Below are 24,216 nucleotides of genomic sequence, written 5' to 3' on the forward strand. Positions count from 1 at the left end.
CTTAAAATTTTAATGTATTTAGATAAAAATTTAAAGCTTTGGCTAAGCGTAAAAAGCGCTCTTTTATCAGCATTTAGCTATCATTGCTTAAAAATTCAAGAGAGAAAAATGCATAACCTAAACCAACTTTTTGTCTTTACGAACTCGCGTAAGATTCGTGAATTTAATGCAAGTTTTAATGATGAGCTAATCCCAAAAAGCCTAAGTATCGCTGAGTTTTATAAAAAGGTAGTTTATGTAGATGGTAGGTTTGAGATTGATAGCACCTATGCTTTAGTGCTTATGAATAGAGCCTGTGTCAGCGTCAAAAAGGCAAACTCGGTTCTTAAAATTCCAACTGAGTTTTTTGAGTTTTTGAAAAATAATGACTATCTTTTTTCATTTTTTAAAGAGCTAGCTATTAGTAAAAAGAGTATCTCTGAGATCAAATTTAACGATATTTACGCTAATTTTGAGGAGCATTTAAACATACTTGAAGCGGTTTTAAAAGAGTATGAGAGCTTGCTTGGTCAAGAAAATCTCTACGATGATATAACCTTGCCAAAAATTTATAACATAAATGAAGCTTACATCAAAAGCTTTAGTGAAATTTCACTGCACATAGATGGAATTTTAAGTGAGTTCGAGTGGGAAATTTTAGAGAAAATCTCAAAGCTAACTACGCTAAAAATTATCTTTCAAACCAGTGTTTTCAACACAAAGCTAATCAATAAAATAAAGCAAATTTCAGCTATTAGTGAGATTGAAAATTACAAAAAATATGAGCTAAATTTAAAGGCAAATGATCTAATTTGCTTAGAAAATATCAAAAAATTTGAGCCAGTCTTAGAAAAGCGATTTGCCACTAGAAGCTTGCAATGTGCCTACGCTATGGCAAAGGCGAGCGAGTTTGTGCGTGAGGGCATAAAACCCGAAAACATAGCTGTTATATTACCAGATGAGAGTTTTAGCGAAATTTTAAGACTACATGATAGAGATAAAATTTTTAACTACGCTATGGGTGAGAGCTTTAAAAATACAAAATTTTATGAAGCGCTTTACTACATCACAAGAGCGATCAATGAAGAGGCAAGCCCAGTTTTTGATCAAAGTAAGTGTGAGAGCTACGAGGAGCTTGGATTTATTTTAAGCGAATTTGGCGTGAGCGAGCAGCTTTTTAAGAAATTTAGGGCTAGCTACTTTGAGCCGTGTGAATTTAGCAAATTTAAAGAGCTAATATATGAGCTTTTGGTGCTTGAAAATGAGCCAAGATGCGAAGAGAAGCTCGCACTTGAGCTTTTTAGGATGGAGAATTTATGCAGGTATTTTAGCTTTAGCCTAAAGCAGTTAAGTGAAATTTTCTTGCTAAATATATCACGCCTTAGCATCGATGACGTGGGTGGCGGAAAGATCAGCGTCATGGGCATGCTAGAGAGCCGCGGGATGAAATTTGATGGTGTGATCATAGTTGATTTTAATGATAATTTCATCCCAGCAAGAAGCACAAATGAGATGTTTTTAAACTCAAAAGTGAGGCAAAAAGCAGGGCTTATAAGCTACCTTGAGCGTGAAAATTTGCAGAGATTTTACTATGAAAGTCTTATAAACAATGCCAAAAAGGTCGCCATAAGCTGTGTTTTAAACGAAGAGAGTATTCCTTCAAGATTTTTAAAAAATTTCAAAACAATAAAAGACGAGAAATTTAGTGACGAGGCGTATTTAAAATTATTTTTAAAAGGAAGTACAAGCCTAAATTTAAGCGATGATGAGATTATTTTGGAGCATGATTTTTTCACTAAACCGCTATCATTTTCTACACTAAATTTATTTCTAACCTGCCCAAGAAAGTATTATTACGCAAAGATAGCTGGTATAAAAGGAGCAAAAGCAATAGCAACTGAGCCAGGATCTAAGCAAGGAAATAGCGTGCATAAGGCGCTTTATGAATACTACACGAGTGATTTTTATAGACAAAAAAATACCTTTGATTTGGCTATTTTTAAAGAAATACTTGCAAAGCAAGATTTTTCTTCGCTTGAGCTTGAGATTTGGTCGCAGAAATTTAAAGAATACGCAGAGTTTGAAAATGAACGTTTAAGTGCTGGCTTTAGAGTGCTTGAGTGTGAAAAAGACATAGAGAGCAGTTTTTGTGATGTAAAGATAAAAGGCATTATCGATAGGATCGATGCTAGCCCTGATGGTGAGCCTTTTATACTTGATTATAAAACTGGTGAGGCAAATGCGAACTCACTTCAGCTTGCATTTTATGAAGCACTTTATGGCAGCGAGGTAAAAAGTGCTTACTTTGCTCTAAAGAATGAACCAGTGCTTATCAGCTCAAAAAAAAGCGTGGATGATCTAAAGGCTGAGATAGAAAATCTAAAGAGTATAAATAACACTAAGATAAATTTTGAAAGAAAGAGTGGAGCTTGTAAATTTTGCGAGTATGCCATACTTTGTAGGAGAGAGTTATGAAAGATTTTTTAGCCCTAAAAGCAAGCGCTGGAAGTGGGAAAACATTCGCTTTAAGCGTTCGTTATATCGCTTTGGTGCTTAGAGGCGAAAATATAAATGAGATCATCGCTCTAACCTTTACCAAAAAAGCGGCCAATGAGATGAAAGAGCGCATAATCGCAACTTTTTTGGACTTGCAAAACAAAAAGGACGAGCTTGATAAGCTTTGCAAAGAGCTTAGTTTGAGCCAAGATGAGGTCATAAAAAGACGCGATGAGAAGCTTGATAGGTTTTTGCAAAGTGAGTTAAAAATTTATACATTTGATGCATTTTTCTCTGGAATCCTAAAGAAATTTAGTCAAAATTTAGGACTTAGTCCTGATTACAGCGTGCGAGATAGTCTGCAAGATCTGGCGTGGAAAAAATTTGTAAAAGAGGCAAGCAAAGATCAAAAGCTTCTTAGCGAGCTTGCACTCATGATGATCATTTCAAGCCAAAAAGAGGCGAGTTTCTCACAGACTTTGGCTAAATTTTATGAGAGTTTTGGTGGTGAGCTAAAAGATAGTGGTGCAAGCTATCCAGATGATAGCAAGGTAAGAGCAGCACAAAAGGAGATAAATGAGCATATAGCCTTGCAAAATGGTGCTAGCGATACGGCCAAAAAGACATTTAAAGAGCAAAATTTATTTGAGCTTTTTAAAAACAAGGTCTTTGAAAGAGAGAGCCTAAATTACCGCACTTTTAGCAAAATTTATACAAGTGAGCTTGATAGGCTCTTTAACGAGCTAAAAGAGGCGGCAAAAGAGTATATTTTGGAGGTTGAAAGATACAGACTTAGCGGCTTTAGCAAGCTCTTAAACATTTATAAATACTCAAATTTAGAGCTAAATAAAGAGATAAACGCTTTAAGTTTTGCTGATATAAATAAGCTGGTCTTTAAGCTTTTGGTTGAAAATTTTGATAAAGATGTGCTTTACTTCAGGCTTGATGGCCGCATAAATCACCTTTTGATAGATGAGTTTCAAGATACAAACGTGATCCAATATGAGATCATCTTGCCAATTATCAATGAAATCGTTTCAGGATACGGACAAAACGGACTTGGAAGCTTCTTTTATGTTGGAGATACGAAGCAGAGTATCTATAAATTTAGGGGCGGTAAAAAAGAGCTTTTCGATAAGCTTGGAGATGATTTTAGTCAGATAGATATAGAAAATTTACCAAGCAACTACCGCAGTTTAAAGGCTTTAGTGAAATTTAATAACGCTATTTTTGAAGAAATTTATCATAGATATGGGCTTAGCTTTGAGCCACAAGAGCCAGCTAAAAAAGATAAGGAGCTAAACTACAAAGTAAGTGGCGAGTGTCCTTATTTTGAAGCCGAGGAAGATGATTACGGCTACTTGCGCGTGCTAAGCGATGAAGATATCGCGGGTGCAGCAGTTTCACAAGTAAAAGAGCTACTTGCAGCTGGCGTAAACGCAAGTGAGATAACTGTGCTTTGCTGGAAAAATAGCGACATCAGACTTATCTCAGAGGTGCTTAGCAGTGAGGAGATAAAAAGCATAAATGAAGGCACCTTGGAGCTAAAGCGAACGCCGTTTGTTGCAGCGATCATCGAGTATGCAAAATTTTGTCTTTTTGGTGAAGAAATTTATGAAAAAAATGTAAAAGCACTCATAAATACAAATCCTAAAAAATTAAAAATAAAAGCTGAAGATAGTGCGACAAAAAGCCTATTTTATCTAGCTAAAAATTTATATATAAATATGGCTGATGTTGATATTCTAAGGCTTTTTGAGCTAAGTAATTGCTATAAAAATTTAAGTGATTTTATCTTTAACCTTGAAAATTTCAGCTCTAAAATCAGTCCTAAAAATGCTGACGGAGTAAAGATAATGACTGTTCATAAATCAAAAGGGCTTGAGTTTGCTCACGTCATAGTTTGCGATATGATGGGCAAGGGCAGGGGCGATGACTCAAATTTCATAACCGAATACAGCGAAAAGGGCGAGTGGATCGTAAAGAGTAAAATTTCAGGTAGAGAAAATTTTGATAGCGACTACGCAATAGTTTTAGAGCAGATGAAAGAGCTTGAGAAGCAAGAAAATATCAATAAAATTTACGTTGCTTTCACTAGAGCCACAAAGTCGCTTATTATCATTAAACAAGCTGCTCCAAGTGGAAATAGTCCTAGCTTTTTTTCTTTTTATACTAGAAGTGATAAAAGCGAAGTAAACGACTATCTTGATCTAAAAGAGTTTAGTTTTGGCAAAATTTTGCCTAGCAAGAGTGAGCAAAAAGAGGCAAAAAAAGATGAAAAAATGCCTGAAATTTTAAAGATAGAAAGGCAAGAGGTAGAGGCAAGAGAGCAAAAAACGAGCGGTAAAAATTTAGAGGCAATCTACTTTGGCTTAGCGTTTCACTATTTACTCGAGATGAGTGAGAAATTTGATGAAAAATCGCTTTTAAAAGCTAAGAGTTTAATGCTAAATAAATTTTATAAATTTCTCTCACCTGATAGACTTGAAGATGCTTTTAAACGGGCAAAAATGCTAATAAATGAGCCAAAATTTCTAGAGTGCATAAAAGATAAAGAAATTTACAAAGAGCAGCCATTTAAAGTAAAAAATGAACTAAAGCAGATGGACTTATTTTGTATTGGAGAGAGCGAAATTTGTGTGATTGACTATAAAACGACAGATAAAAATATTGAGGAAAATAAAAAACAAGTTGGAGAATACAAAGAGGCATTAGGTAAATTTTATCCAAAGCATAGTATAATCGCCGTCATCTTCTACGCTCTTGATGGAAAAATTTCATATATTGAAGTTTAAATGCTACTTAATTTAAGCTTTATAAAAGCATTGTTTAAATACAATCACAACTCAAAAATTAACTTGGCAAAGGTAAGAAAATGACAAAAATAACAAAGCCAAACGAAGTTAAACGAGACTGGATCGTTGTTGATGCAGCTGGTAAGCGCTTTGGTAGATTGCTAACTGAGGTAGCAACTATACTTCGTGGCAAAAACAAACCATGCTTCACGCCAAACGTAGATTGTGGCGACTATGTTATCATCATAAATGCTTCAAAAGTAGAATTTACTGGTAATAACAAAGCTGAAGATAAACTTTATCACAGACACTCAGGATACTTTGGTAGCGTAAAAAGTGAAAAATTTGGCGATTTAATAGCAAATAAGCCAGAAAAACTATTTAAATTAGCTGTTCGTGGAATGCTTCCAAAAACTAAACTTGGAAGAGAGATGATAAAAAAACTAAAAGTTTATGCTGGCAGTGAGCATCCTCATACGGCACAAATAGCTAAAAAAGAAGGAAAATAATTATGGCAAAAGTTTATGCAACTGGTAAAAGAAAAACTGCCGTAGCAAAGGTTTGGATAAAAGCTGGAAGCGGTAAAATCGTAGTAAATGGTATGGACCTTAATACTTGGCTTGGCGGACATGAAGCTATAAAGCTTAAAGTAATTCAGCCACTTTTAGTAACAAAACAAGAGAGTTTAATAGATGTAGTAGCTACAACTTTAGGTGGTGGTTATTCAGCACAAGCTGAGGCTTTAAGACACGGCATTTCACGTGCTTTAGCTGACATGGATGCTGATTTTAGAGCAGCACTTAAACCAAAAGGCTTATTAACTAGAGACTCTCGTGTTGTTGAACGTAAGAAATTTGGTAGAAGAAAGGCTAGAAGAAGCCCACAATTCTCTAAACGTTAATGAATTTTTGCAAGTGCTTTTGCATTTGCAAAATTTAAGTTGTGTAAATTTCAAATTTACATTGTTAATTAAATTATGATTTAGAGTCGGTTAAATTTTATTAAGTTAAAATGTAACCACTTTAAAATAAATCCTAAGAAAGGAATTCTAAATATGAAAAAGATTGCTTTAGCTATGGTTGCCGCAACAGCGGTTTTTGCGTCTAACGCAGCATACAACTATGAGATCACTCCAACTATCGGTGGTGTTCATCCAGAAGGAAATCTACGTGTAAAAGACCACAATTTTGTTGGTATTAGAGCGGCTAGAAACCTTGAAGATTTCTTCTTTGATCAAGTTGAACTTGGTGTTGATTACTCTCAAAGAATTAAAGAGAGAACAGGTGACGTTGTAAGAGAGGGTAGAGCTCTTAGATACCACGCTAACCTTGTAAAAAATATCGTTGATTTTGGACCAGTTAGTCTATATGGCTTAGTTGGTGCTGGTTATGAAGATGTTCCAGCTATTTTTGTTAAAAATGAAGATGGCGGTTTTGGCCAATATGGTTTTGGTTTAAGATATCAAGTAACTGATAGATTCGCTCTTAAAGCAGAAGCAAGAGACGCTATCAAATTTGAACATGCTGATCATAACCTATTCTATTCACTAGGCTTTGGTATCGGTCTTGACTCAAAAGCAGCTCCAGTTGTGGCAGCAACTCCAGTTGCAGCAGCAACTCCAGCAGCAACTCCAGTTCTTGATGATGATAATGATGGCGTGCCAAATGATATAGATCAATGCCCTAACACTCCAGCTGGCGTGGTTGTTGATGAAAGAGGATGCGAGAAAGTTATCGTTCTTAGAGATCTAGATGTTAACTTTGCATTTGATAGCTACAAAGTTGGACCAAAATACGCAGCTGAGATCAAAAAAGTAGCTGACTTTATGGGCGAACACCCAGATTATAAAGTTGTACTTGCTGGTCACACTGATAGCGTAGGCGCAGAAGCTTATAACCAAAAACTATCTGAAAAAAGAGCAAAAGCAGTAGCTGATGTTCTTGCTGGCTATGGTGTAAGCGAGGATAAAATTTCAACAGTTGGCTACGGTGAGCTTAAACCAATTGCTACAAACAAAACTAAAGAAGGCCGCGCGCAAAATAGACGCGTTGAAGCTACTTTCAATAAATAATCTTATTATTCAAAGTTACTTCTTTTAGGGGCTTAGCTTCGGCTAGGCCCTTTTTTATTTCTACGGAGAAAATGATGAAAAAAACCATACTTTTTGATTTGGACGGTACGCTTATTGATTCGACTTCTGCTATTTTAAAAGGATTTGATAGAGCTTTCTTATCTCATGGTAAAAAAGAGCCAGACCATAATGCATTAAAGTCTTTGGTTGGTCATCCGCTTGAAATAATGTTTGAAAGACTTGGTGCAAGCAAAAATTTAATTGATAGCTATATAAAAGAATATAAAGCTTGCTACGAAAAAATTTATCTTGATGAGACGGTACTCTTAGATTATGCAAATGAAGCATTGAAGGAGGCAAGTAGCTTTGCTGATGTGGGTATAGTTACTACGAAAACTTCAAAATTTTCTATTATCCTGCTTGAGCATTTAGGAGTTATGAAATATATAAAAACTGTTATTGGAAGAGACGATGTTGCTAATCCAAAACCAAATCCAGAGCCTATAAATTTGGCTTTAACTAGACTTAATAAAGATAAAAATAATGCATTTATGGTAGGTGACACCATTATGGATCTAATGGCTGCACAAGCTGCTTTTATTACAGGCGTGGGTCTAACTTGTGGATATGGTCAAAAGAGTGATTTAGAGAAATTTAGTAAACATATTTTTTCAAATCCATTTGAAGCCGTTAGCTTTATAAAAGAGGTTTGATAATTTAATATCCCCAAACTGCTTATCCTTTAAAGTAAATTTAACCTAACGTTTAGCTTGCTTGGTTATAAAATTTACTCCAAAAATTTATTACCTTTGTTTGGCGCAAAATCTTTTTAAAAATATTTATTATGAATTTTTAACATCTAAATTACTTAAATTGATTTTCTTAAAAGCCTACTTTCATAGTAAATCTATCTTATTTAAAATATGAAAATTTATCTAAAACTAGCTAACTTCTAAGAGATCATAGATTTAAGACCCTAACCACCTTTAGAGCGCTTGCAAATGCAAAATGTAAGTTATATCCGCCAAGCATGCCAGTGATGTCCAAGACTTCACCAACAAAATAAAATCCCTTAACGTTAGAAGCTTGTAAATTTTCATCTAAAAATTCACTCTTTACGCCACCTTTTGTAACTTCCGCTCTTTCAAAGCCAAATGTCCCGGCTGGGGCAAATTCATAAGCAAAAAGCCTTTTTATGATTTGTCTCTCATTGTCATTAAATTCATAAAAGGCTCTGTCTTTTAAGCCAAAATTTTTTAAAAACTCCAGCACAAATCTCTTTGGTAAGGGCAAAACCGAACTAAGTTGCTTTTTGCCATTTATTAAATTTTTCTCACTAAATTTGGACAAAAAATTTATGCAAATTCGTCCCTTTTGCCAAAATAGCGAGGCGTTTAGTATTGCTGGTCCGCTTATGCCCCTATGGGTAAAAAGTAAGTCCCCACTAAATTTATAGCTTTCATTTTTGCTATTTATCTTTACATCTGCGTTTAGGCTGACGCCACTAAGTTCTTTAAACCAAAACTCATCTTTTTGTACGCTAAATCCGACAAGTGCAGGTGCAAGAGCTGATGTCTCAATACCAAAATCATTTGCTATTTTATAACCAATGTCGCTTGCACCAAGGGCTTTATAACTTAGTCCGCCACTTGCGATAACTAAATTTCTAGCTCTAAATTTCTCATCTTTTGTCAAAATTTCAAAAATTTCATCTATTTTTTTAGCGCCAAGAACTTCTTTGTTATAAAAAATATCTGCATTTTGTCTTTTTAAAAGTACGCTCAAGACGCTCTTTGCGCCGCTATCGCAGAAAAACTGATTTTGCTTTTCCTCACTAAATTTAAGCTCGCTAAAAAATTTTAAAACTTGATCTGGAGTCAGTACCTTTAAAATTTGCTCTATAAATTTTTGCTCGCCAAGGTAGTTTTTAGCGCTTACAAAGCGGTTTGTGATGTTGCACCTGCCACCACCGCTTGCTAAGATCTTTTTGCCAGCGCTGCTGTTTTTCTCTAAAATGGCAACCTTTTTGCCCTTTAAATTTGCCCCTAAAAAGAGTCCGCTAGCGCCAGCACCAACGATGATGACGTCATAGATCAAAACTTCAAGCTCTCTTTTAAGGCCGCCTCGCTTGTTAGGCGGGAGTCAAATTTGATCACTTGATTTTTTTCGTTTTTGTAATAATCAACCACGCCTTTTTGGCTGTTTAGAAGCTCTAAATTTAAGCTTACCTCAGGGCTTAGGTAGATGTTTTTAAAAATTCTTGGATCACTTAGGCTAAAGAGTAAAATAAGCCAGATCACGCAAAGCACCACGCAGATGATGGCGAGTACTTTAAAGCCAAAGGCGTGCAAGATATACCCACCAAATGCACCTCCAACAAAGCTTCCTAGATAGCCAAATGAATTAAATACACCAAGGGCTGAGCCTTTTTGTGAGGATTTTACAAATTTTGTTGCAGTTGATTGCATAATGGGCTCGTGAAGGTTAAATCCTATAAAAAATATAGCAACTCCTAAAACGAAAATAAAAAGCGTAAAACTAATGGCAAAAATAGTGTAGGTTATAGCAAAAAGCAGCGTACCAGCTATCAAGATGACCTTGCTAAGTCCCTTGCCATCGCCAAGGGCACCAGCTAGCCCCATAGCCAAAAAGCCAAGCACTGCGCCAAGTGTATAGACCTTGTAAAGCTCGCTGCTTTCGTAACCGTACTCTTTTACTAAAACGATAGGGATCACCAAAAATGCGATGCTTGCTAGCATCTTTTGCATAAAAGAGGTGAAATTTATGATCATGTAGTCTTTTTGTAAAAACAGCTTACCAAATGGTACTTTTTCACTTTTAGCACTCACTTTTATCTCTTTTGGCACAACGGTGTAAAGAAGCACAATGCAAAGCAGGCTAAGAGCGGCACTTAAGTAAAAGAGGCTTGAAAGCCCATAGTCTTTGGCAAGAAGCGGCCCAAGTACCATAGAAAGCGTGAAACTAAGCCCTATAAAAGCGCCCATTATCGCCATAGCTTTTGAGCGTTTTTCTTCTGTTATATAGTCACTTATCATCGCAGTTGCAACTGCTCCGATAGCACCTACACCTTGTAAAAATCTACCAAATAGCATGGTAAAAATATCGCTTGTAAGTGCACAAATTATTGAGCCGATGATAAAAACCAAAAGTCCGATCGTTAATGTTTTTTTGCGTCCTATCCTATCCGAGAGCGCTCCAAAAGGCACTTGAAATATCATCTGTGAGATCGCATAGACGCCTACTATTAGCCCTACTAAAAACTCGTTTGCTCCGCGTAAATTCAAGGCATAAAGGCTAAGTACCGGCAAAACTATAAAAAGACCTAAAAATCTGCTTGCTATGATAAAAGATAGTGGTAAAACGCTTTTTAACATAAAATTTTCCTTATTTTTAAAAGGACTAAGTTTATCATTTTAACGCTAATTTAAATTTAAAATTTTAATCTACTTTTTTGTAAAATACGCCCAAAAATCAAGGAGCTCTTGCAATGAAGATCGTGCTTGCGACATCAAATTTAGACAAAGTAAAAGAGATAAAAGAGTATTTAAAAGGCTATGAAATTTACGCCTTAAGCGAGGTTGTAAAGCCATTTGAGATCGTTGAAGATGGCAGCACTTTTCAGCAAAATGCACTCATAAAGTCAAGAGCCGTCTTTGCAAAGCTTAAAGAGCAGGGGCTTGAGGGCGAATTTATTGCACTTAGCGATGATAGTGGCATTAGTGTGGATGCACTTGGTGGTGAGCCAGGGATCTACTCGGCGCGTTACTTTGACCTTGATGAAAATGGCAAGGTATGCGGCAAGAACGCAGATGACGCAAACAACAGAGCAAAGTTAATTAGCAAGCTAAAGGCGCTAAATTTAGAGAGCTCACCAGCTCACTACACCGCCTGTATCGCTATTAGCTCAAAATTTGGCGACTACACGACGCACGGCTTCATGTACGGCGAAGCGATAAACGAGGAGAGGGGTACAAATGGCTTTGGTTACGACGCACTTTTTATCCCAAATGGCTTTAACAAGACACTTGGCGAGCTAGATAATGAGACAAAGCTTGAAATTTCTCACCGCTCAAAGGGACTTGAGCTTGCAAATTTCGTGCTAAAAAGTCTAAAGAAAAACTACAATAATTAGGATTAGTAACTTTTTATGCAGATGATTATTGAACAAGAAGTCAATTATATACTATTTTAAAATAGAATTATGTTTTTTAATTTTTTATAAAGGAAATGATTATGTCAAAATTAGAGATTTTAGAAATTGATGAAGAAATTGAATCAGAAGAAACTTCATATGCCAAAACGTACAAGTTAACAAGTTTCGGTATAGATTTTCCAGTAGATGCTTTAGTTGGTAGATATAAAACTAAGTCAATATATTTACCAGATTTTCAAAGAAATTATGTTTGGAAAAAAAAACAAGCTTCTAAATTTATAGAATCACTATTGTTGGGATTGCCAGTACCAGGAATTTTTTTATATCAGGAAGATAGTAATAAAATGCTTATTATTGATGGTTTTCAAAGAATAAACAGTCTTTCTAAATATATTAATGAAAAACTTTTTAATAATAAGAAGTTTGGATTGGACTTAAGTAATAATGAAGAACTAAAAAATCATTCATATGATGAGCTTGATAGCTCAAGTCAGTTAAAATTAAATAATTCAATAATACATGCAACCATTATAAAAGCCGAGGATCCACAACAAGACAACTACACTGCTATTTATGAGATATTTGAGAGATTAAATACTGGTGGTACTAAACTTAGCCCACAGGAGGTTAGAGATTGTGTTGCTCATGGTAGATTTGTAGAAAAAATTAAAGAACTTTCTTCTTCTTCAGACATGGAAATTATGCTCCCGATTGACAAAAATAGAAAAAAAGATGAAGAAATAGTATTAAGACTTATTGCATTATCTATAGATTTTGAAGATTATCAAGGAAATATGAAACAATTTTTAAACGATTTTATAGTAAAGAATAAGGATTTAAAAAATTCAGAGTTAGAATATGCTGTGAAAATATTTGTTGAAATGGCACAATATATAAATTCTTTAAAAATTGAAAACATAATACGTCCAAGTGGAAAATTTAGTATATCAATACTAGACTCAATATGGGTTGGATTATACAAGAATTATAAAACATTAAAAGGCATAGATCATAAAAAAGTAGTAGATGGTATAGTTAGTGTTGTTAGTAATGATAAGTTTAAAAAATCTATAGAAACAGGAAAAACTCATAATAAAAAAAATGTTTTTAATAGAATAAATATTGCAATAAATCTATTGTCTGGAATAGAGCGATGAAAGAAGAAGAACTCAAAAAATTTCATAAAGATATTTTTGAACTTAATAATGCAATAAAAGAGCTTTCGGCTAATCCAGATTCTAAACCAGAAACAATAAATTACCTAACAAAATTTATTGTATTACAAATGTCTGGTTATATTGATAAATATATTATTTATTTAATTTCAGAATTTTGTGACAGAAAATTAGAAACAGAAGAAGCGAAAAAATTTATTTCTAGTCATACTGAAAAGTTAACCAATATGAAATCTGAAAATATCAAATCGTTATTTAAAAAATTTAATGCAAATTGGATAAAGAATATTAGCGAGCATCAATGGATCTCGTTAGATGAAATTGTTAAAACAAGACATAATGTCGCACATTGCAAGGATACTGACATAAGATTGGCTGATTATATGGATCATTTTGAAAAAACCGTGCATACTTTGAAAATAATAAAAAATAATATGATTTAAAAACTCAAATACGTGTCAAATACAGATTTTAAAATAAACTAAATATATAGTTTTTAAAAACATATCAGTCAAGATGTTAATAAAATGGTACGCTAACGATAGAGCCTTAGTTAATCTCCTTTAGCCCATTGCTAGCTCGCTTTAAAAGATCCAGCACGCGAGGATTTTGTTCCTTGCCATTTAAAATTTCAAGCACTTTTTTGTAGTTTTGGGTAGCTTCGTCCTTTTGATTAAGCTTTGCTAGGTCGTTAGCAAGCTCTACTAAAAGCTCTGATCGCACAAGCTCGTTGCCGCTTAACTCCGGCGTGATATCAAGTAAATTTAGCGCTAAAAGGTGGTTTTCGTGGGCTTTGTCAAAGTCGTTTTTTAGGTAGTAGGCGCTAGCGATGCCTTTTATACAGATGAGTTCGTCGTTCATTGGGGCATTTGGCGTGTTGTCATAAATTTTTAGAGCTTCTTGAAAATTAGCAAGTGCTTCGTCGTATCTGCCTAGCACCTTTTGTGCCGCACCTAGGCTATGATAAGAGCGAGCTAGTAGCAGCTTGTCGCTAACGTTTGCCGCAAGCTCTAGGGCTCTTTGTGAGAGCTCTAACGCCTTTTGTGGCTCTTTATTTACCATGCAAATGCTAGCGCTATTTATGAGCGAAGTGATCGCCTGCTCGGTGTTGCCCTCTTTTAAGCAGACATCAGTCGCTTGCTCGGCTAAATTTATGGCTCTCTCCAAATTTCTATCGCTTTTATAAAACTCCCTCACACTCTCTTGTATTAGCTCGTCACAGCTACTTGCAAAGAGGCAAATAGGCGCTAAAAATGGCAAAATTTTCTTCATGTTTTTACCTTTAAATTTTTGCCTTATTTTACCTTTTAAAGCGAGAAATTTATATTAACTTCGCTAAAATCACTAAAATTTAAAGGAGCCCAAATGTCAAATATCTTAATCATAGGTGCGGGCGGCGTGAGCCAAGTCGCGACCGTAAAATGTGCGATGAACTCGGACGTTTTTAGTAAGATCACCCTTGCAAGCCGCACCAAAAGCAAGTGCGACGCGATCGCTAAATTTATAAAAGACCGCCTAGGCGTGCAAATTGACACCGCCCAGATCGATGCGGACGATACCGATGCCGTAGTCGCTCTCATCAAAAAAACGGGTGCCGATTTGCTTTTAAATGTCGCGCTACCGTATCAAGACCTAACCCTCATGGACGCGTGCTCTCGCGCCGGCATCCCATACATCGACACCGCAAACTACGAGCATCCCGACACCGCTAAATTTGAGTATAAGCTGCAGTGGGCGAAGGACGGCGAGTTTAAAGCTGCAAACACGATGGCACTGTTGGGAAGTGGCTTTGATCCGGGAGTGACGAACGTATTTTGCGCCTACGCGCAGCAAAATCTCTTTGACGAGATCCACGAGATCGACATCCTAGACTGCAACGCAGGAGATCACGGCTATCCGTTCGCGACGAATTTCAACCCAGAGATAAATTTACGCGAAGTTAGCGCAAATGGCCGCTACTGGGAGGCTGGCAAATGGATCGAAACAAAGCCGATGCAGATCATGTTTAGGTGGGACTACCCGAAAGTAGGCGTCAAGGACAGCTACCTGCTCTATCACGAGGAGCTTGAAAGCTTAGTAAAAAACATCAAAGGGCTAAAGCGAATCCGTTTTTTCATGACCTTTGGGCAAAGCTACCTAACTCACATGAAATGCCTAGAAAACGTGGGAATGCTACGCATAGACGAGGTCGAGCATAACGGTATGAAGATCGTGCCGATCCAGTTTTTAAAGACGCTTCTACCTGACCCTGCAAGCCTTGGCCCACGCACAAAAGGCAAAACAAACATCGGCTGCGTGATATGTGGGCTAAAAGATGGCAAAGAGCGCCAGGTCTACATCTACAATGTCTGCGACCACGAGGCTTGCTACGCCGAAACGGGCGCGCAGGCAGTGAGCTACACGACGGGCGTGCCTGCGATGATCGGCTCGATGATGGTCGCAAAGGGCATCTGGAGCGGAAAAGGCGTATTTAACATGGAAAATTTCGACGCCAAGCCTTTCATGGACGAGCTAAATAAGCAGGGCTTGCCGTGGGAGATAATCGAAATGAAACCCGGCGAGAGGTATGAGGTAAAATAGCAAGGCTTGTCTTTTTCTACTTATACTTCGTTGGTTTTAAATTTTGCTCGGTCATTACCCACTCGGTAACTCCCGTCACAAAATTTAAAACCGCCTCGTCTAAGCGAAAAATACTTCACCTGATTTTTATTAAATTTAATCTTGGGACGAAATTTACTTCTTCTAGCATAGCGATGTAGAAAACATTTAAAATCATCTCACGATACTTTGCCTTATAATCTTGCATTTAAATTTTACTCGGTCACGTATTTCATATACGCTTCCGTCGTAAAATTTAAATCCGCCTTGATTAAGGCAAAAAATACCGCGCTTTGATCTACCGTATTTAAATTTCTAGTTTAAATTTTGCACCGTTAGCATTCAAATTTTACATCAAATTTAGTTTAAGCTTCCACGCCGAAAAGCGTTTAAATTTAGCTATAATCGCGCAAATTTTATCAATGCAAATTTGAGTAAATTTAAAGCTTCCAATCTCCAGTCGCGCAAACTCTGCGCCCACTCAAATAATAACAAAAGGAAAAATTTGAACTCTTCAAAAACTTCACTATCTTTTTTAGTCGTGCTAAGCGCGCTTATGGCGTGTACATCGCTATCTACGGACGTATATCTGCCCGCTATGCCTACGATGGAGCGACAGTTGCATGGCGATGCGGAGCTCACGATAACGGGCTTTTTGATCGGCTTTGCTATCGCGCAGCTCGTCTGGGGGCCTATCAGCGATAGGATCGGGCGTAAAATCCCGCTTTTTATCGGTATGACGCTCTTTGCGATCGGATCAGTAGGATGCGCGATGTCGGACAATATGGCTAGCGTAGTGTTCTGGCGCGTGTTTCAGGCCGTGGGCGCATGCGTAGGACCGATGCTAAGCAGGGCAATGATTAGCGATCTTTTTGATAGCTCGCAGGCCGCACAGATGCTCTCTACGCTGGTTATTATCATGGCGATAGCGCCGATAGTGGGTCCGTTATTGGGCGGCGCGATACTGGAATTCGGCTCTTGGCACGGGATATTTTGGCTGATGGCGCTAGCTAGCGCGGTTATGTTTGCGATGATTTTTTCTCTACCGGAGACCTTGCCGCCGCAAAAGCGCTCCACAAAGCCCATCGTATCGTCTTTTAGAAACTATCTAAGATTATTGCAAGACGCCAAATTTATGCGCTACACTCTTAGCGTGACGTTCTTCTACGTAGCCGCCTATGCCTTTATCACGGGCTCATCGTTTGTATATATCGATTATTTCGGCATTCCTAGCAAATACTACGGATTTTTATTCGGTATAAACATCGTGGGCGTCATGGCGCTAAGTTTCGTAAACAAAAAGCTGGTAAAGCGCTATGCGCTAAACCGCCTACTCATAGTCTCCACGCTCGTCGCCGCGCTTGCTGCCAGCGTGCTGTTTGCGTTCGCATTTTTCAAAACAGGCGGCGTTCTTGGCGTGATAATCCCGATGTTTTTCGTTTTTAGCATGAACGGCATCATCGCTTCTTGCTCCAATGCCGCCGCTCTTGATAGCGTGCCGCAGGAGATGAAGGGCTCGGCCGCTGCGCTCATCGGCTCGTTGCAATACGGCAGCGGCATCCTCTCCTCGGCGATGCTTGCGGCGTTTTCTGCGGGTACGCCGTGGACGATGTCTTGGATAATAGCTCTGTTTGTTTGGCTAAGCGTGTTTGCTACGTATTTTAATAAATAAATTTAGCCTTGCGGGCTTGACTCAAATTTTGGTCAAATTCGCAAATTTTCGGTCGCAAAAGCCAAAAATCAAATTTAACGCCGGCGGGCCGAGACAAATTTTACTTTTTCTTATTTTCGCTTTTTTGCGCGCTTAGCGCCTCAAATTTCTGCTTTAAAATTTTAAAAATTTCGTGCTTTGAGAGTTCGTATTTGTCGTATATCACAGCGTTATCATCGCTGCTAGGCTGCATGAGGCCATATGCTAGCCTGCCTTTTTTTAAATTTTATGTTTGAAACACTAATTTTGTGCTTGGCGTCTATCTCGGGGATGCCGATTTCGTTGATATCTTTAAAATAAAATTTCGCATTCTCGCTACTTTTTTGTATCAAAAATCCGTCGTCTTCGATTTTTTGGCATCACAAAATAAGAAACTAGGATAAAGAGGTAATTTTGGCGCAAGCTAACTTACTGGCGCCGAAATTGAAAGTTATTTTATCACCGCTTCAAAGCCAACATCTACATCTGGATAGCTCTTTCCACCATGAAATGGTTTGGCGGCAGCGGCAAATTTATCAAAGCTTTCATTTAGTTTCAAATCATTTACAAGATCAACTGAAAATTTTGCTACTAGCTTGCCATTTTGCACTTCATATTTTGTTTTAAAAATTTTTGAATTGCCATTTATGCTAAGCTCAACATCCATTTCTCCAGCTTTATCATCGCCATTTACTGCTACGATCTTGCCATCTACGGCCTTGCCATCGAAAATAATGCCAATCCTTTTATCGCGGTCAGGTAGCTTTGTGTCGATATCTTTTGGCTCTAGCTTAAATTCAAAGCTCTTTAAAAAATCAGCAAAATTTGCATTTTCTTGACTTTTAAAATTTATAGTCTTAAAAGTACCTAGTACGGCTGTCTTATTTGCTAGCTTGTAACCAGTAAATGTTACCTTTGGTTCACCTTCTACGCTAAATGCAAGAGCTGAAACTGCAAAAAATGAAGCTACTAAAGCAACAGAAGTAAGTTTGTTCATAAAGAATCCTTTTTATAATATTGATAATAAATATTGCAAATTATATATCCACTTACTTCAAAAAAGACTTAAAAACTCTTTTTAATTAATGAATAAATTTTTAATATCTTTTTACTCTGGATCATCGCTAAAATCGTTATCCCTAAAGATCACATAAAAATTTATGAGCCAAAAAACAAAAGCGATTGCTATGAGTGTTGCTGGTAAATGAATGTAAAAGCCACTCCAAAAATAAGCCAAAATTCCTCTGCTAACACCAGCTAAAAGAACTAAAATAAAAGCAATTCTACTAAGGCGTAAAAACTCAAGCTTTTGTCCGCTGTGACGAAGTCCTGCGACATTAAATATAAGCATCACGCTAAAAATTACCGCATTTATCGCTATTAGATGCATAAAATTTGTTTCAAGATGGAGCCCAAAAATACCGCTAAAGCCGATTCCTAAAAATCCAAGCGCTAAAAATAGTTGCATAAAATAGTATAAAAATACAAAACTATGCCTAAAAAGCTCTTTATAATGCCATTCTTTAAGCTTTGCAAGTACCGCACTTCCACAAGCTATCGCAGCATAATAGACACCCATACTTCCTTCAAAAAATATATTTAAAAGCAAAAAAGCACAAACGCAGCAGATAGCGATATTTTTATAGATAAAATTTGGCACAAAAACAGCTTCATCCATACCTTTTTCTCTTTTTAGCGCTTCTTTTCCAAGCACGACACTAACGCGGTACGAGATGAGTAAAATAGCGATCACGTGGATAAAAACTTGTAAATTTAGAAATTTTTCATTGCCGCTTATTAGATAATAAATTTCAAAACCTAAAATGCCAAACAAAAAGCCAAGCACGCCAAATTGATCATCGTTTTTATCCTGCCAGATCATATAAAGGCAAAGCAAAACCAAGTAAAGCCAAAAAAAAGTGATAAAGCAGTGTGCTAAAAATAGACTAAAAAATGCCAAGATAAAGCTTGTAAAAAAGAGTGAAAATAATATATAGGCGTGTATTTTTAAAGATGCTTGAAAATTTGTCCAATCAGTTAGTCCAGTTAGCAAAAATCCAGCATAAGCAAGCGCTAAGAAAAGTTGCAAAAATATAAATTTATGCAAACTCACAAAATCAGTTGGAGTAAAAAACACACTAGCACCAAGCACCGCACAGGCGGCACTCATTAAGAAAAATATCCTCATAGGATGAGTAAAAAAGTTATTAATCATAATAAATTTGCCCTTTAAAATTTTCATCTATCATCTTGCTAATAAAAGTAAAATCGCGCTCTTTGAAATTTTTGTCTATTTCAAGTTCTCTTTGTATGACTGCACCTTTACTTGATAGGAAATAAATTCTATTTGACATCTTTACAGCCTCCATTCTATCGTGCGTGACGAGAACTACGCTCATACCTTCGCTCACTCTTTGGCCAATAATCTCAATTAAAATTTCTTTCATATCATAGTCAAGCCCAGAAAAAGGCTCATCCATCAAAAGTAGATCAGGCTTTGTTACGACCGCTCTTACGAAAGCTACCCTTTGTCTCATACCGCCGCTTAGCTCGCTTGGGTATTTTAAAGTGTCTTTTTGGCTTAATCCAACCTTTTTAAAAAGCTCTAAAACAGCGTTAATGTCTGGTTTATCCATAACTAAAAGTACATTTTCAAGAGCATTTTTCCATGTTAGCAGGCGATTTTCTTGAAAAAAATATGTAGTCTTTTTAAAGTTATTAAAAATTTTTCCTTTTCTAGGCTCATTTAGTCCGCTAATAAGCCGAAGTATCGTTGTCTTGCCACATCCTGATGGTCCAAAAAGCGTCACCACCTCGCCACCTTTTACATTTAGACTAAAATTCCTTACGACCTTATCTCTTAAAATTTCATACTCTACATTTTTAAGCTCAAGCATCATCTTCTCCAAGGCATCAAAGCTATTTTTAGTGGCTCGATGATGAGGTATTCAAAAAGCATGATAAGAGTGATGCTTAAAAGAACATACGCCATTACCTCGGTTGTTTCAAGCATTGCCCTTGCATTTGCTATCTTTGCTCCCATACCGTTATTTGCACCCAGTAGCTCAGCCATTATGACTATCTTTACACCCATTGCGACAGCTACGCTAATAGAGCTTATTATGTAGCTCGTAAGATGTGGGATGTAAAGGTGTCTTATCTTTTTTAAAATTCCTAGATTATAAGCGTCAAACATCTCTTTTAGCTCCTCATCTACGCTACTCATAGCAACTGCTGAGCTTGCAAAAGTAAGCGGTAAAACGGTTATAAAGATAGTAAAAACGGTGCTAAAATTTCCAAATCCAAACCAAAAAATAGCAAGCACTATCCAAATAATCGGCGGCATTGACAAAAGCAAGGTTATAACAGGTTTTAAAAAGGCTGCAAAACTTTTAAAGCTACCTGCTATTAGCCCTAAAAATATACCAAAAAATGTTGCCGAGCAAACTCCGATCAGTGATCTGCAAAGTGTTATGTTTATCTCGCTGTTTTTATAATCTTTTAAAATTTCACAGGCTTTTAAAAATACATCTTTTGGTGGTGGAAGTAGGAGTGGGGAGCTAAACTCGCTTCCCACTTGCCAAATGGCTAAGATCAAAAAAACTACGGCAAATCCACTAAATCCGCCCCAAAAATAGTCAATTATTTTTAAAAAGCTTGAGCGATCTTTTTTAATGCCATCGATTAGTATCATAAAAATAGACCTTTATCTGGCATCTTGCCGCCTAGAAATTTTGGATTAAACTGATAAATTTCTTCAAAAAATGCCATGATCTCATTTTGTAGTTCATTTGCTTTTGTAACCGTTAAATTTGCCTTATCAAAAGCATTTGCAAGTGCTACTTCTGGAGCTGGCAAGTAGCTTGAACCTATCTTTGCTGCACTTTGTTTGTTTTCAAGTATCCATGAAAGTGCATTTTTAAGGTCACTATGAAGCGTGTCAAATAGATTTAAGTTTTTCTCGTAAAAGCCTCTTTCTACGATAATGCCAGCCATTGGGATTATCGGTTTTGTGCCAAAGCTTTCGCCCCAAATTTTTGGAAAATCAACTGAGTAATGCACGCTAACGCCTGCTTTTTTACCGCGCAAAATAGTCGCTTCACCAAGAGGTTGTGGAACTATTAAAATGTCAAAATCTTTTTGTAAAAATAAAAGCAAAGCCTCAGGTGGCGTTGCTGTATAGGTGATGTCTATCTTGTTAACGTCTATGCCTCTCTTCTTGCAAAGCGCTCTTAAAACAAGATCAGGCATGTCGCCTCGAAATGGCATGATGAGCTTTTTGCCTACAAAATCCTCTAAATTTTTGATCTTTTCATCCTTAACCATAGCGTTCATAACGCCAAGTGTCAGTAAATTTAACATCGCAAAATCAAGCCCTTGATTTCTTAAATTTGCTGCGACATTTGATGGCGACATCGTGACTTTAATATCTCCGCTAGCGACGCCTGCACGAAGCTGATCTGGTGTTTTCCAGATATTTAGGCTTACATCATAAGTTTTATTTAACTCCCCTTGCAGTGAAGCAACTGCCATTATGACGCTTGGAATCGCCGGCGCGCCCCACATAGTAAAGCTCTCTTTTGCAAATAAATTTGGTGCAAATGCGCTAACGCCTAAAGCTGTGCTAAGTCCTAAAAATTTTCTTCTATCTAACATCTTTTTCTCCTTTAAAAACTGCTGTGAAAGCTAATGAAAAATGTCCTGCCAGGGGCATGAACGACTACTGGATCAAGTGCTGCCACGTGATCGCCGCTGATAAATTCCGCATAATCTTTGTCAAATAAATTTGCTATGCCAAATCTTATGCCAACTTTATTTTTAAACTCTACGCCACCATAAAGATCAAGCAAACCAAATCCTTTAGCGGCCTCTTTTTTATCGATGCCTAAGCCATTTTGCTTGCTAAAATCGCCTCTAGTTTGCTTTGAAACCAGCCTTAGTGCAGTGCCTAGGTTGTAGCTGCCAAAGCCTGCATATTCTTTGTAGTCAAATGCAAAATTTGCTTCAAAAGGCCTTATTTGATAAAGCGGTCTGCCATCAGTTTTGTTTTGTCCGTAGTTATAATAAAACGAGCTTTTTAAGCCAAAGTGCCTTGCAAAGCTATATTCTGAGTTTAAATTTACACTATAAAGCGTTGCATCAACGTTTCTTGAGATGACGGCATTTTTATTTATTAGTGGCATCGCAGCCTTTGAGTGGCGCCTATCAAAAATGATCAAATTTTTAACGCTATCAGCGATGAAATGCCCTCCAAAGCTAAATGCATCTTTGTTTTGAAGCGAATTTAGATACTCTTTGTAAAACTCGCTGCCAAATTTAAAGCCAAGAACTGCTCTATTGTGCCTTTCTGGCTCTAAATTTGGATTTGCTATCCAGCCTTTATCGCCTTCGCCATAAAGTGCGTTAAAACGCTCCATATTACTTGGCAGACGAGACAAACTCTCAAGCTTTGCAAAGTAGCTATCCTTGTCGTTTGGTGTAAATTTATATTTTAAACTTGCACTAAAAGCGTCTTTTTTGATCTTATCGCTTACATCTTCACCATAAATTTGACGAACTAATTTACGAGTGGTATTAGGTGCGATCATCGGATTTTGCACAAAAAATTTAGTGTCAATACCATTTAATTTACTTCTTTGCTCTTCATATTTTAAGGCAAGAGAAGCTTCGTTTGCTTCATTAAATTTATAAGCAAGTGTATCAAAGAGCATAAATTTATCATTTCTAACATCAGCAAATCTATATCCGTTAAAGACCCAGTTGTTGCCTTGCTTCATGTATCTTTTGCCGTCATGTTTATCTTTTTCAAAGCCAGCGCCTATTTGATTGTGAAAGCTTGCAAAGTCAGCGTCATACTTTAAATTTGCCTCAAATATATTTCTCTTTAAATCCACTTTCACATTTTGAGTGGTATCTCTTAGATGAAAATTATCAGCTTTTCGCTCAACCTTTTTTGCAGCAAGCTCAAGATTTAGTGTGTTTGATAGATCCTCTTCACCCAAGCGAATATTTAGCTTGCCAACTTTTCTTGTCGTTTTAAAAGCGTCCATCTCGTGCTCTGGTTGTTTATCTTTATCAATATTATCCCTTAAAAACGTAAGCCTAAGCTCGCTAAGCTCATTTGGCACGAAACCTAAGATAGCACTTTGGCCTTGTCTATTGTAGCCATAGTCCCATCTTTTGCCACTTCCATCTTTATAATTATTTGCTTTGGTGAAATTTGCATTTAAAATGGTATAAAAATTTGCGCCACGATATTTAAAAAGCGATGAATTGTAAAAGCTTTTGCCATACATTCCAGCCGAAATATGAAACATATCAGCTGAGTTATCAAGTAAATTTGTAACAAATGTATATTCGTCTCTTTGAGTGCGGTCAAATTGATTTTCCACAAAGGCACTTTGTGCAACGTTTGGCGTGATGACTGGTGGCGGTGCAAATTCTCTAATAGGCTTTATAATGTCTAAATTTGCTTCATTTGCTAGAAGCAGTGATGAAAGAACTGCTAGGCTTAAAATGGGCCTCATGTAAACTCCTTTTAAAGATATAATTATGATTTCTTTTATCAGAATTGTAGTAGCAAAACCCTTTATAAAAGTTGATGTAAGTCATCTTTTAAATTTTTAATCCACATTTACGAGCTTATTGTAGATAAAATGCTTGATTTTATTTTTGTAAGAGTAGCTAAATGGTGTAAATTTAATGTGAAAAATGTATAAAATTTTGATAATTGTTATATAAAAATTTAAATCATAGGTCGATTTAATTAGGCTCTAAAATTATTAAGCCTATCTCTTAGCTCTTTTGAAATTGTAAATTTTGAAAGTTCATATTTATCAAAAATGATGATCAAATCATCACCTAGTGGTTGCACTAACCCAAAGCAAGCATCTCTATCAAGATGGTTTTTCTTAAATTTTACGCTCAAAGTTTCAACTTTTTTCTTATCACCAAAGCTTTTAATGGCGATTTCTTCGATATCCTTAAAGTAAAATTTTATGCTTTTTGAGCCTTTTGTGATGATAAATCCATCATCTTCGATACTTAAAAAGCTATTTTGTAAAATTTTTCTAACACAAAAGAACGCTGAGAGAGCGCCAATGATGATGCCAAAGAGAGACGCTGCGCCAAGAGCTATATAAAAGTAGCCAACGATGCTAAATATAAAAAGTCCAAGCCCAAACGCAAGCGCCCAAAAAACATCTTTTTTACTCTCTTTTGTTATCATCATTTTTCCT

Annotated in this window: 24 protein-coding genes; 11 read left to right on the forward strand and 13 right to left on the reverse strand. The window is 36.7% G+C overall.

Translation table 11 applies throughout. The features are described from left to right. Positions 1–12 precede the first annotated feature (12 nt). The 6 genes from CYO92_RS04485 (at position 13) to CYO92_RS04510 (ending at position 8,054) form a co-directional block, all read left to right on the forward strand. Positions 13–2,454, forward strand: coding sequence for a PD-(D/E)XK nuclease family protein (locus CYO92_RS04485; protein WP_258030574.1), 2,442 nt, complete (start codon positions 13–15; stop codon positions 2,452–2,454). Then, positions 2,451–5,270 carry a RecB-like helicase gene (locus tag CYO92_RS04490; RefSeq protein ID WP_103588820.1) on the forward strand — a complete coding sequence of 940 codons (2,820 nt, stop codon included), beginning with the start codon at positions 2,451–2,453 and terminating at the stop codon, positions 5,268–5,270. The genes CYO92_RS04485 and CYO92_RS04490 overlap by 4 nt, the downstream gene beginning before the upstream one ends. 80 nt (positions 5,271–5,350) lie before the next feature. Next, a complete protein-coding gene (rplM, locus tag CYO92_RS04495) occupies positions 5,351–5,779 on the forward strand; it encodes a 50S ribosomal protein L13 (protein ID WP_002939292.1) in 429 nt (142 codons plus the stop codon). A gap of 2 nt (positions 5,780–5,781) precedes the next feature. Then, a complete protein-coding gene (rpsI, locus tag CYO92_RS04500; protein WP_021084780.1) occupies positions 5,782–6,171 on the forward strand; it encodes a 30S ribosomal protein S9 in 390 nt (129 codons plus the stop codon). A gap of 153 nt (positions 6,172–6,324) precedes the next feature. Then, entirely contained in the window at positions 6,325–7,341 is a 1,017-nt protein-coding gene (locus CYO92_RS04505) for an OmpA family protein (RefSeq protein ID WP_103588821.1), read from the forward strand. A gap of 74 nt (positions 7,342–7,415) precedes the next feature. Further along, a complete protein-coding gene (locus CYO92_RS04510; protein ID WP_103588822.1) occupies positions 7,416–8,054 on the forward strand; it encodes an HAD family hydrolase in 639 nt (212 codons plus the stop codon). Positions 8,055–8,301: 247 nt separating this feature from the next. Here the strand turns inward: CYO92_RS04510 and CYO92_RS04515 are convergent, their stop codons facing one another. Both CYO92_RS04515 and CYO92_RS04520 read right to left on the reverse strand, forming a co-directional pair. Further along, the gene (locus CYO92_RS04515; protein WP_103588823.1) at positions 8,302–9,438 is read right to left on the reverse strand and encodes an NAD(P)/FAD-dependent oxidoreductase; all 1,137 of its coding nucleotides are present in this window, start codon (positions 9,436–9,438) and stop codon (positions 8,302–8,304) included. Beyond that, a complete protein-coding gene (locus CYO92_RS04520; RefSeq protein WP_103588824.1) occupies positions 9,435–10,736 on the reverse strand; it encodes an MFS transporter in 1,302 nt (433 codons plus the stop codon). The genes CYO92_RS04515 and CYO92_RS04520 overlap by 4 nt, the downstream gene beginning before the upstream one ends. Before the next feature lie 113 nt (positions 10,737–10,849). Here CYO92_RS04520 and CYO92_RS04525 point away from each other — a divergent pair, with 113 nt between their 5' ends. From CYO92_RS04525 to CYO92_RS04535, 3 genes are all read left to right on the forward strand, one after another. Next, positions 10,850–11,494, forward strand: coding sequence for a non-canonical purine NTP pyrophosphatase (locus CYO92_RS04525; protein WP_103588825.1), 645 nt, complete (start codon positions 10,850–10,852; stop codon positions 11,492–11,494). Positions 11,495–11,595: 101 nt separating this feature from the next. Further along, the gene (locus CYO92_RS04530; protein WP_180997843.1) at positions 11,596–12,672 is read left to right on the forward strand and encodes a GmrSD restriction endonuclease domain-containing protein; all 1,077 of its coding nucleotides are present in this window, start codon (positions 11,596–11,598) and stop codon (positions 12,670–12,672) included. Next, positions 12,669–13,133, forward strand: a complete 465-nt coding sequence (locus tag CYO92_RS04535; RefSeq protein WP_103588827.1) for a HEPN domain-containing protein — start codon at positions 12,669–12,671, stop codon at positions 13,131–13,133. Before CYO92_RS04530 ends, CYO92_RS04535 begins: the two co-directional genes overlap by 4 nt. A gap of 106 nt (positions 13,134–13,239) precedes the next feature. Here CYO92_RS04535 and CYO92_RS04540 read toward each other — a convergent pair whose 3' ends face one another. Then, on the reverse strand, positions 13,240–13,962 hold the full coding sequence (locus CYO92_RS04540; protein WP_103588828.1) for a tetratricopeptide repeat protein: 723 nt from the start codon (positions 13,960–13,962) through the stop codon (positions 13,240–13,242). Positions 13,963–14,055: 93 nt separating this feature from the next. Here CYO92_RS04540 and CYO92_RS04545 point away from each other — a divergent pair, with 93 nt between their 5' ends. Beyond that, positions 14,056–15,270, forward strand: a complete 1,215-nt coding sequence (locus CYO92_RS04545) for a saccharopine dehydrogenase family protein (RefSeq protein WP_103588829.1) — start codon at positions 14,056–14,058, stop codon at positions 15,268–15,270. A gap of 367 nt (positions 15,271–15,637) precedes the next feature. Here CYO92_RS04545 and CYO92_RS09530 read toward each other — a convergent pair whose 3' ends face one another. Beyond that, positions 15,638–15,769 carry a hypothetical protein gene (locus CYO92_RS09530; protein ID WP_258033823.1) on the reverse strand — a complete coding sequence of 44 codons (132 nt, stop codon included), beginning with the start codon at positions 15,767–15,769 and terminating at the stop codon, positions 15,638–15,640. Positions 15,770–15,793: 24 nt separating this feature from the next. Between CYO92_RS09530 and CYO92_RS04550 the strand changes: the two genes are divergently transcribed. Next, positions 15,794–16,960, forward strand: a complete 1,167-nt coding sequence (locus CYO92_RS04550) for a multidrug effflux MFS transporter (RefSeq protein ID WP_103588830.1) — start codon at positions 15,794–15,796, stop codon at positions 16,958–16,960. 100 nt (positions 16,961–17,060) lie between these two features. On the opposite strand, the gene CYO92_RS09535 is transcribed toward CYO92_RS04550, so the two are convergent. From CYO92_RS09535 to CYO92_RS04590, 9 genes are all read right to left on the reverse strand, one after another. Next, positions 17,061–17,192, reverse strand: coding sequence for a hypothetical protein (locus tag CYO92_RS09535; protein WP_258030518.1), 132 nt, complete (start codon positions 17,190–17,192; stop codon positions 17,061–17,063). Continuing rightward, positions 17,182–17,331, reverse strand: coding sequence for a hypothetical protein (locus tag CYO92_RS09540; RefSeq protein ID WP_258033824.1), 150 nt, complete (start codon positions 17,329–17,331; stop codon positions 17,182–17,184). Before CYO92_RS09540 ends, CYO92_RS09535 begins: the two co-directional genes overlap by 11 nt. 98 nt (positions 17,332–17,429) lie before the next feature. Further along, positions 17,430–17,975 carry a hypothetical protein gene (locus tag CYO92_RS04560; RefSeq protein ID WP_103588831.1) on the reverse strand — a complete coding sequence of 182 codons (546 nt, stop codon included), beginning with the start codon at positions 17,973–17,975 and terminating at the stop codon, positions 17,430–17,432. A gap of 111 nt (positions 17,976–18,086) precedes the next feature. Beyond that, the gene (locus CYO92_RS04565; protein WP_103589107.1) at positions 18,087–19,193 is read right to left on the reverse strand and encodes an NnrS family protein; all 1,107 of its coding nucleotides are present in this window, start codon (positions 19,191–19,193) and stop codon (positions 18,087–18,089) included. Next, on the reverse strand, positions 19,186–19,875 hold the full coding sequence (locus CYO92_RS04570; protein WP_103583354.1) for an ABC transporter ATP-binding protein: 690 nt from the start codon (positions 19,873–19,875) through the stop codon (positions 19,186–19,188). Before CYO92_RS04570 ends, CYO92_RS04565 begins: the two co-directional genes overlap by 8 nt. Continuing rightward, a complete protein-coding gene (locus tag CYO92_RS04575) occupies positions 19,875–20,672 on the reverse strand; it encodes an ABC transporter permease (protein WP_054196111.1) in 798 nt (265 codons plus the stop codon). The genes CYO92_RS04570 and CYO92_RS04575 overlap by 1 nt, the downstream gene beginning before the upstream one ends. Beyond that, positions 20,669–21,634 (reverse strand): ABC transporter substrate-binding protein, encoded by a 966-nt coding sequence (locus CYO92_RS04580; RefSeq protein ID WP_103588832.1) that lies wholly within the window; start codon positions 21,632–21,634, stop codon positions 20,669–20,671. The genes CYO92_RS04575 and CYO92_RS04580 overlap by 4 nt, the downstream gene beginning before the upstream one ends. A gap of 11 nt (positions 21,635–21,645) precedes the next feature. Further along, positions 21,646–23,505 (reverse strand): TonB-dependent receptor domain-containing protein, encoded by a 1,860-nt coding sequence (locus CYO92_RS04585; RefSeq protein WP_103595498.1) that lies wholly within the window; start codon positions 23,503–23,505, stop codon positions 21,646–21,648. A gap of 239 nt (positions 23,506–23,744) precedes the next feature. Further along, entirely contained in the window at positions 23,745–24,206 is a 462-nt protein-coding gene (locus CYO92_RS04590) for a molybdate transport repressor (protein ID WP_103595499.1), read from the reverse strand. Positions 24,207–24,216 lie beyond the last annotated feature (10 nt).

The sequence above is a fragment of the Campylobacter concisus genome, assembly GCF_002913715.1.
Lineage (GTDB): Bacteria > Campylobacterota > Campylobacteria > Campylobacterales > Campylobacteraceae > Campylobacter_A > Campylobacter_A concisus_AG.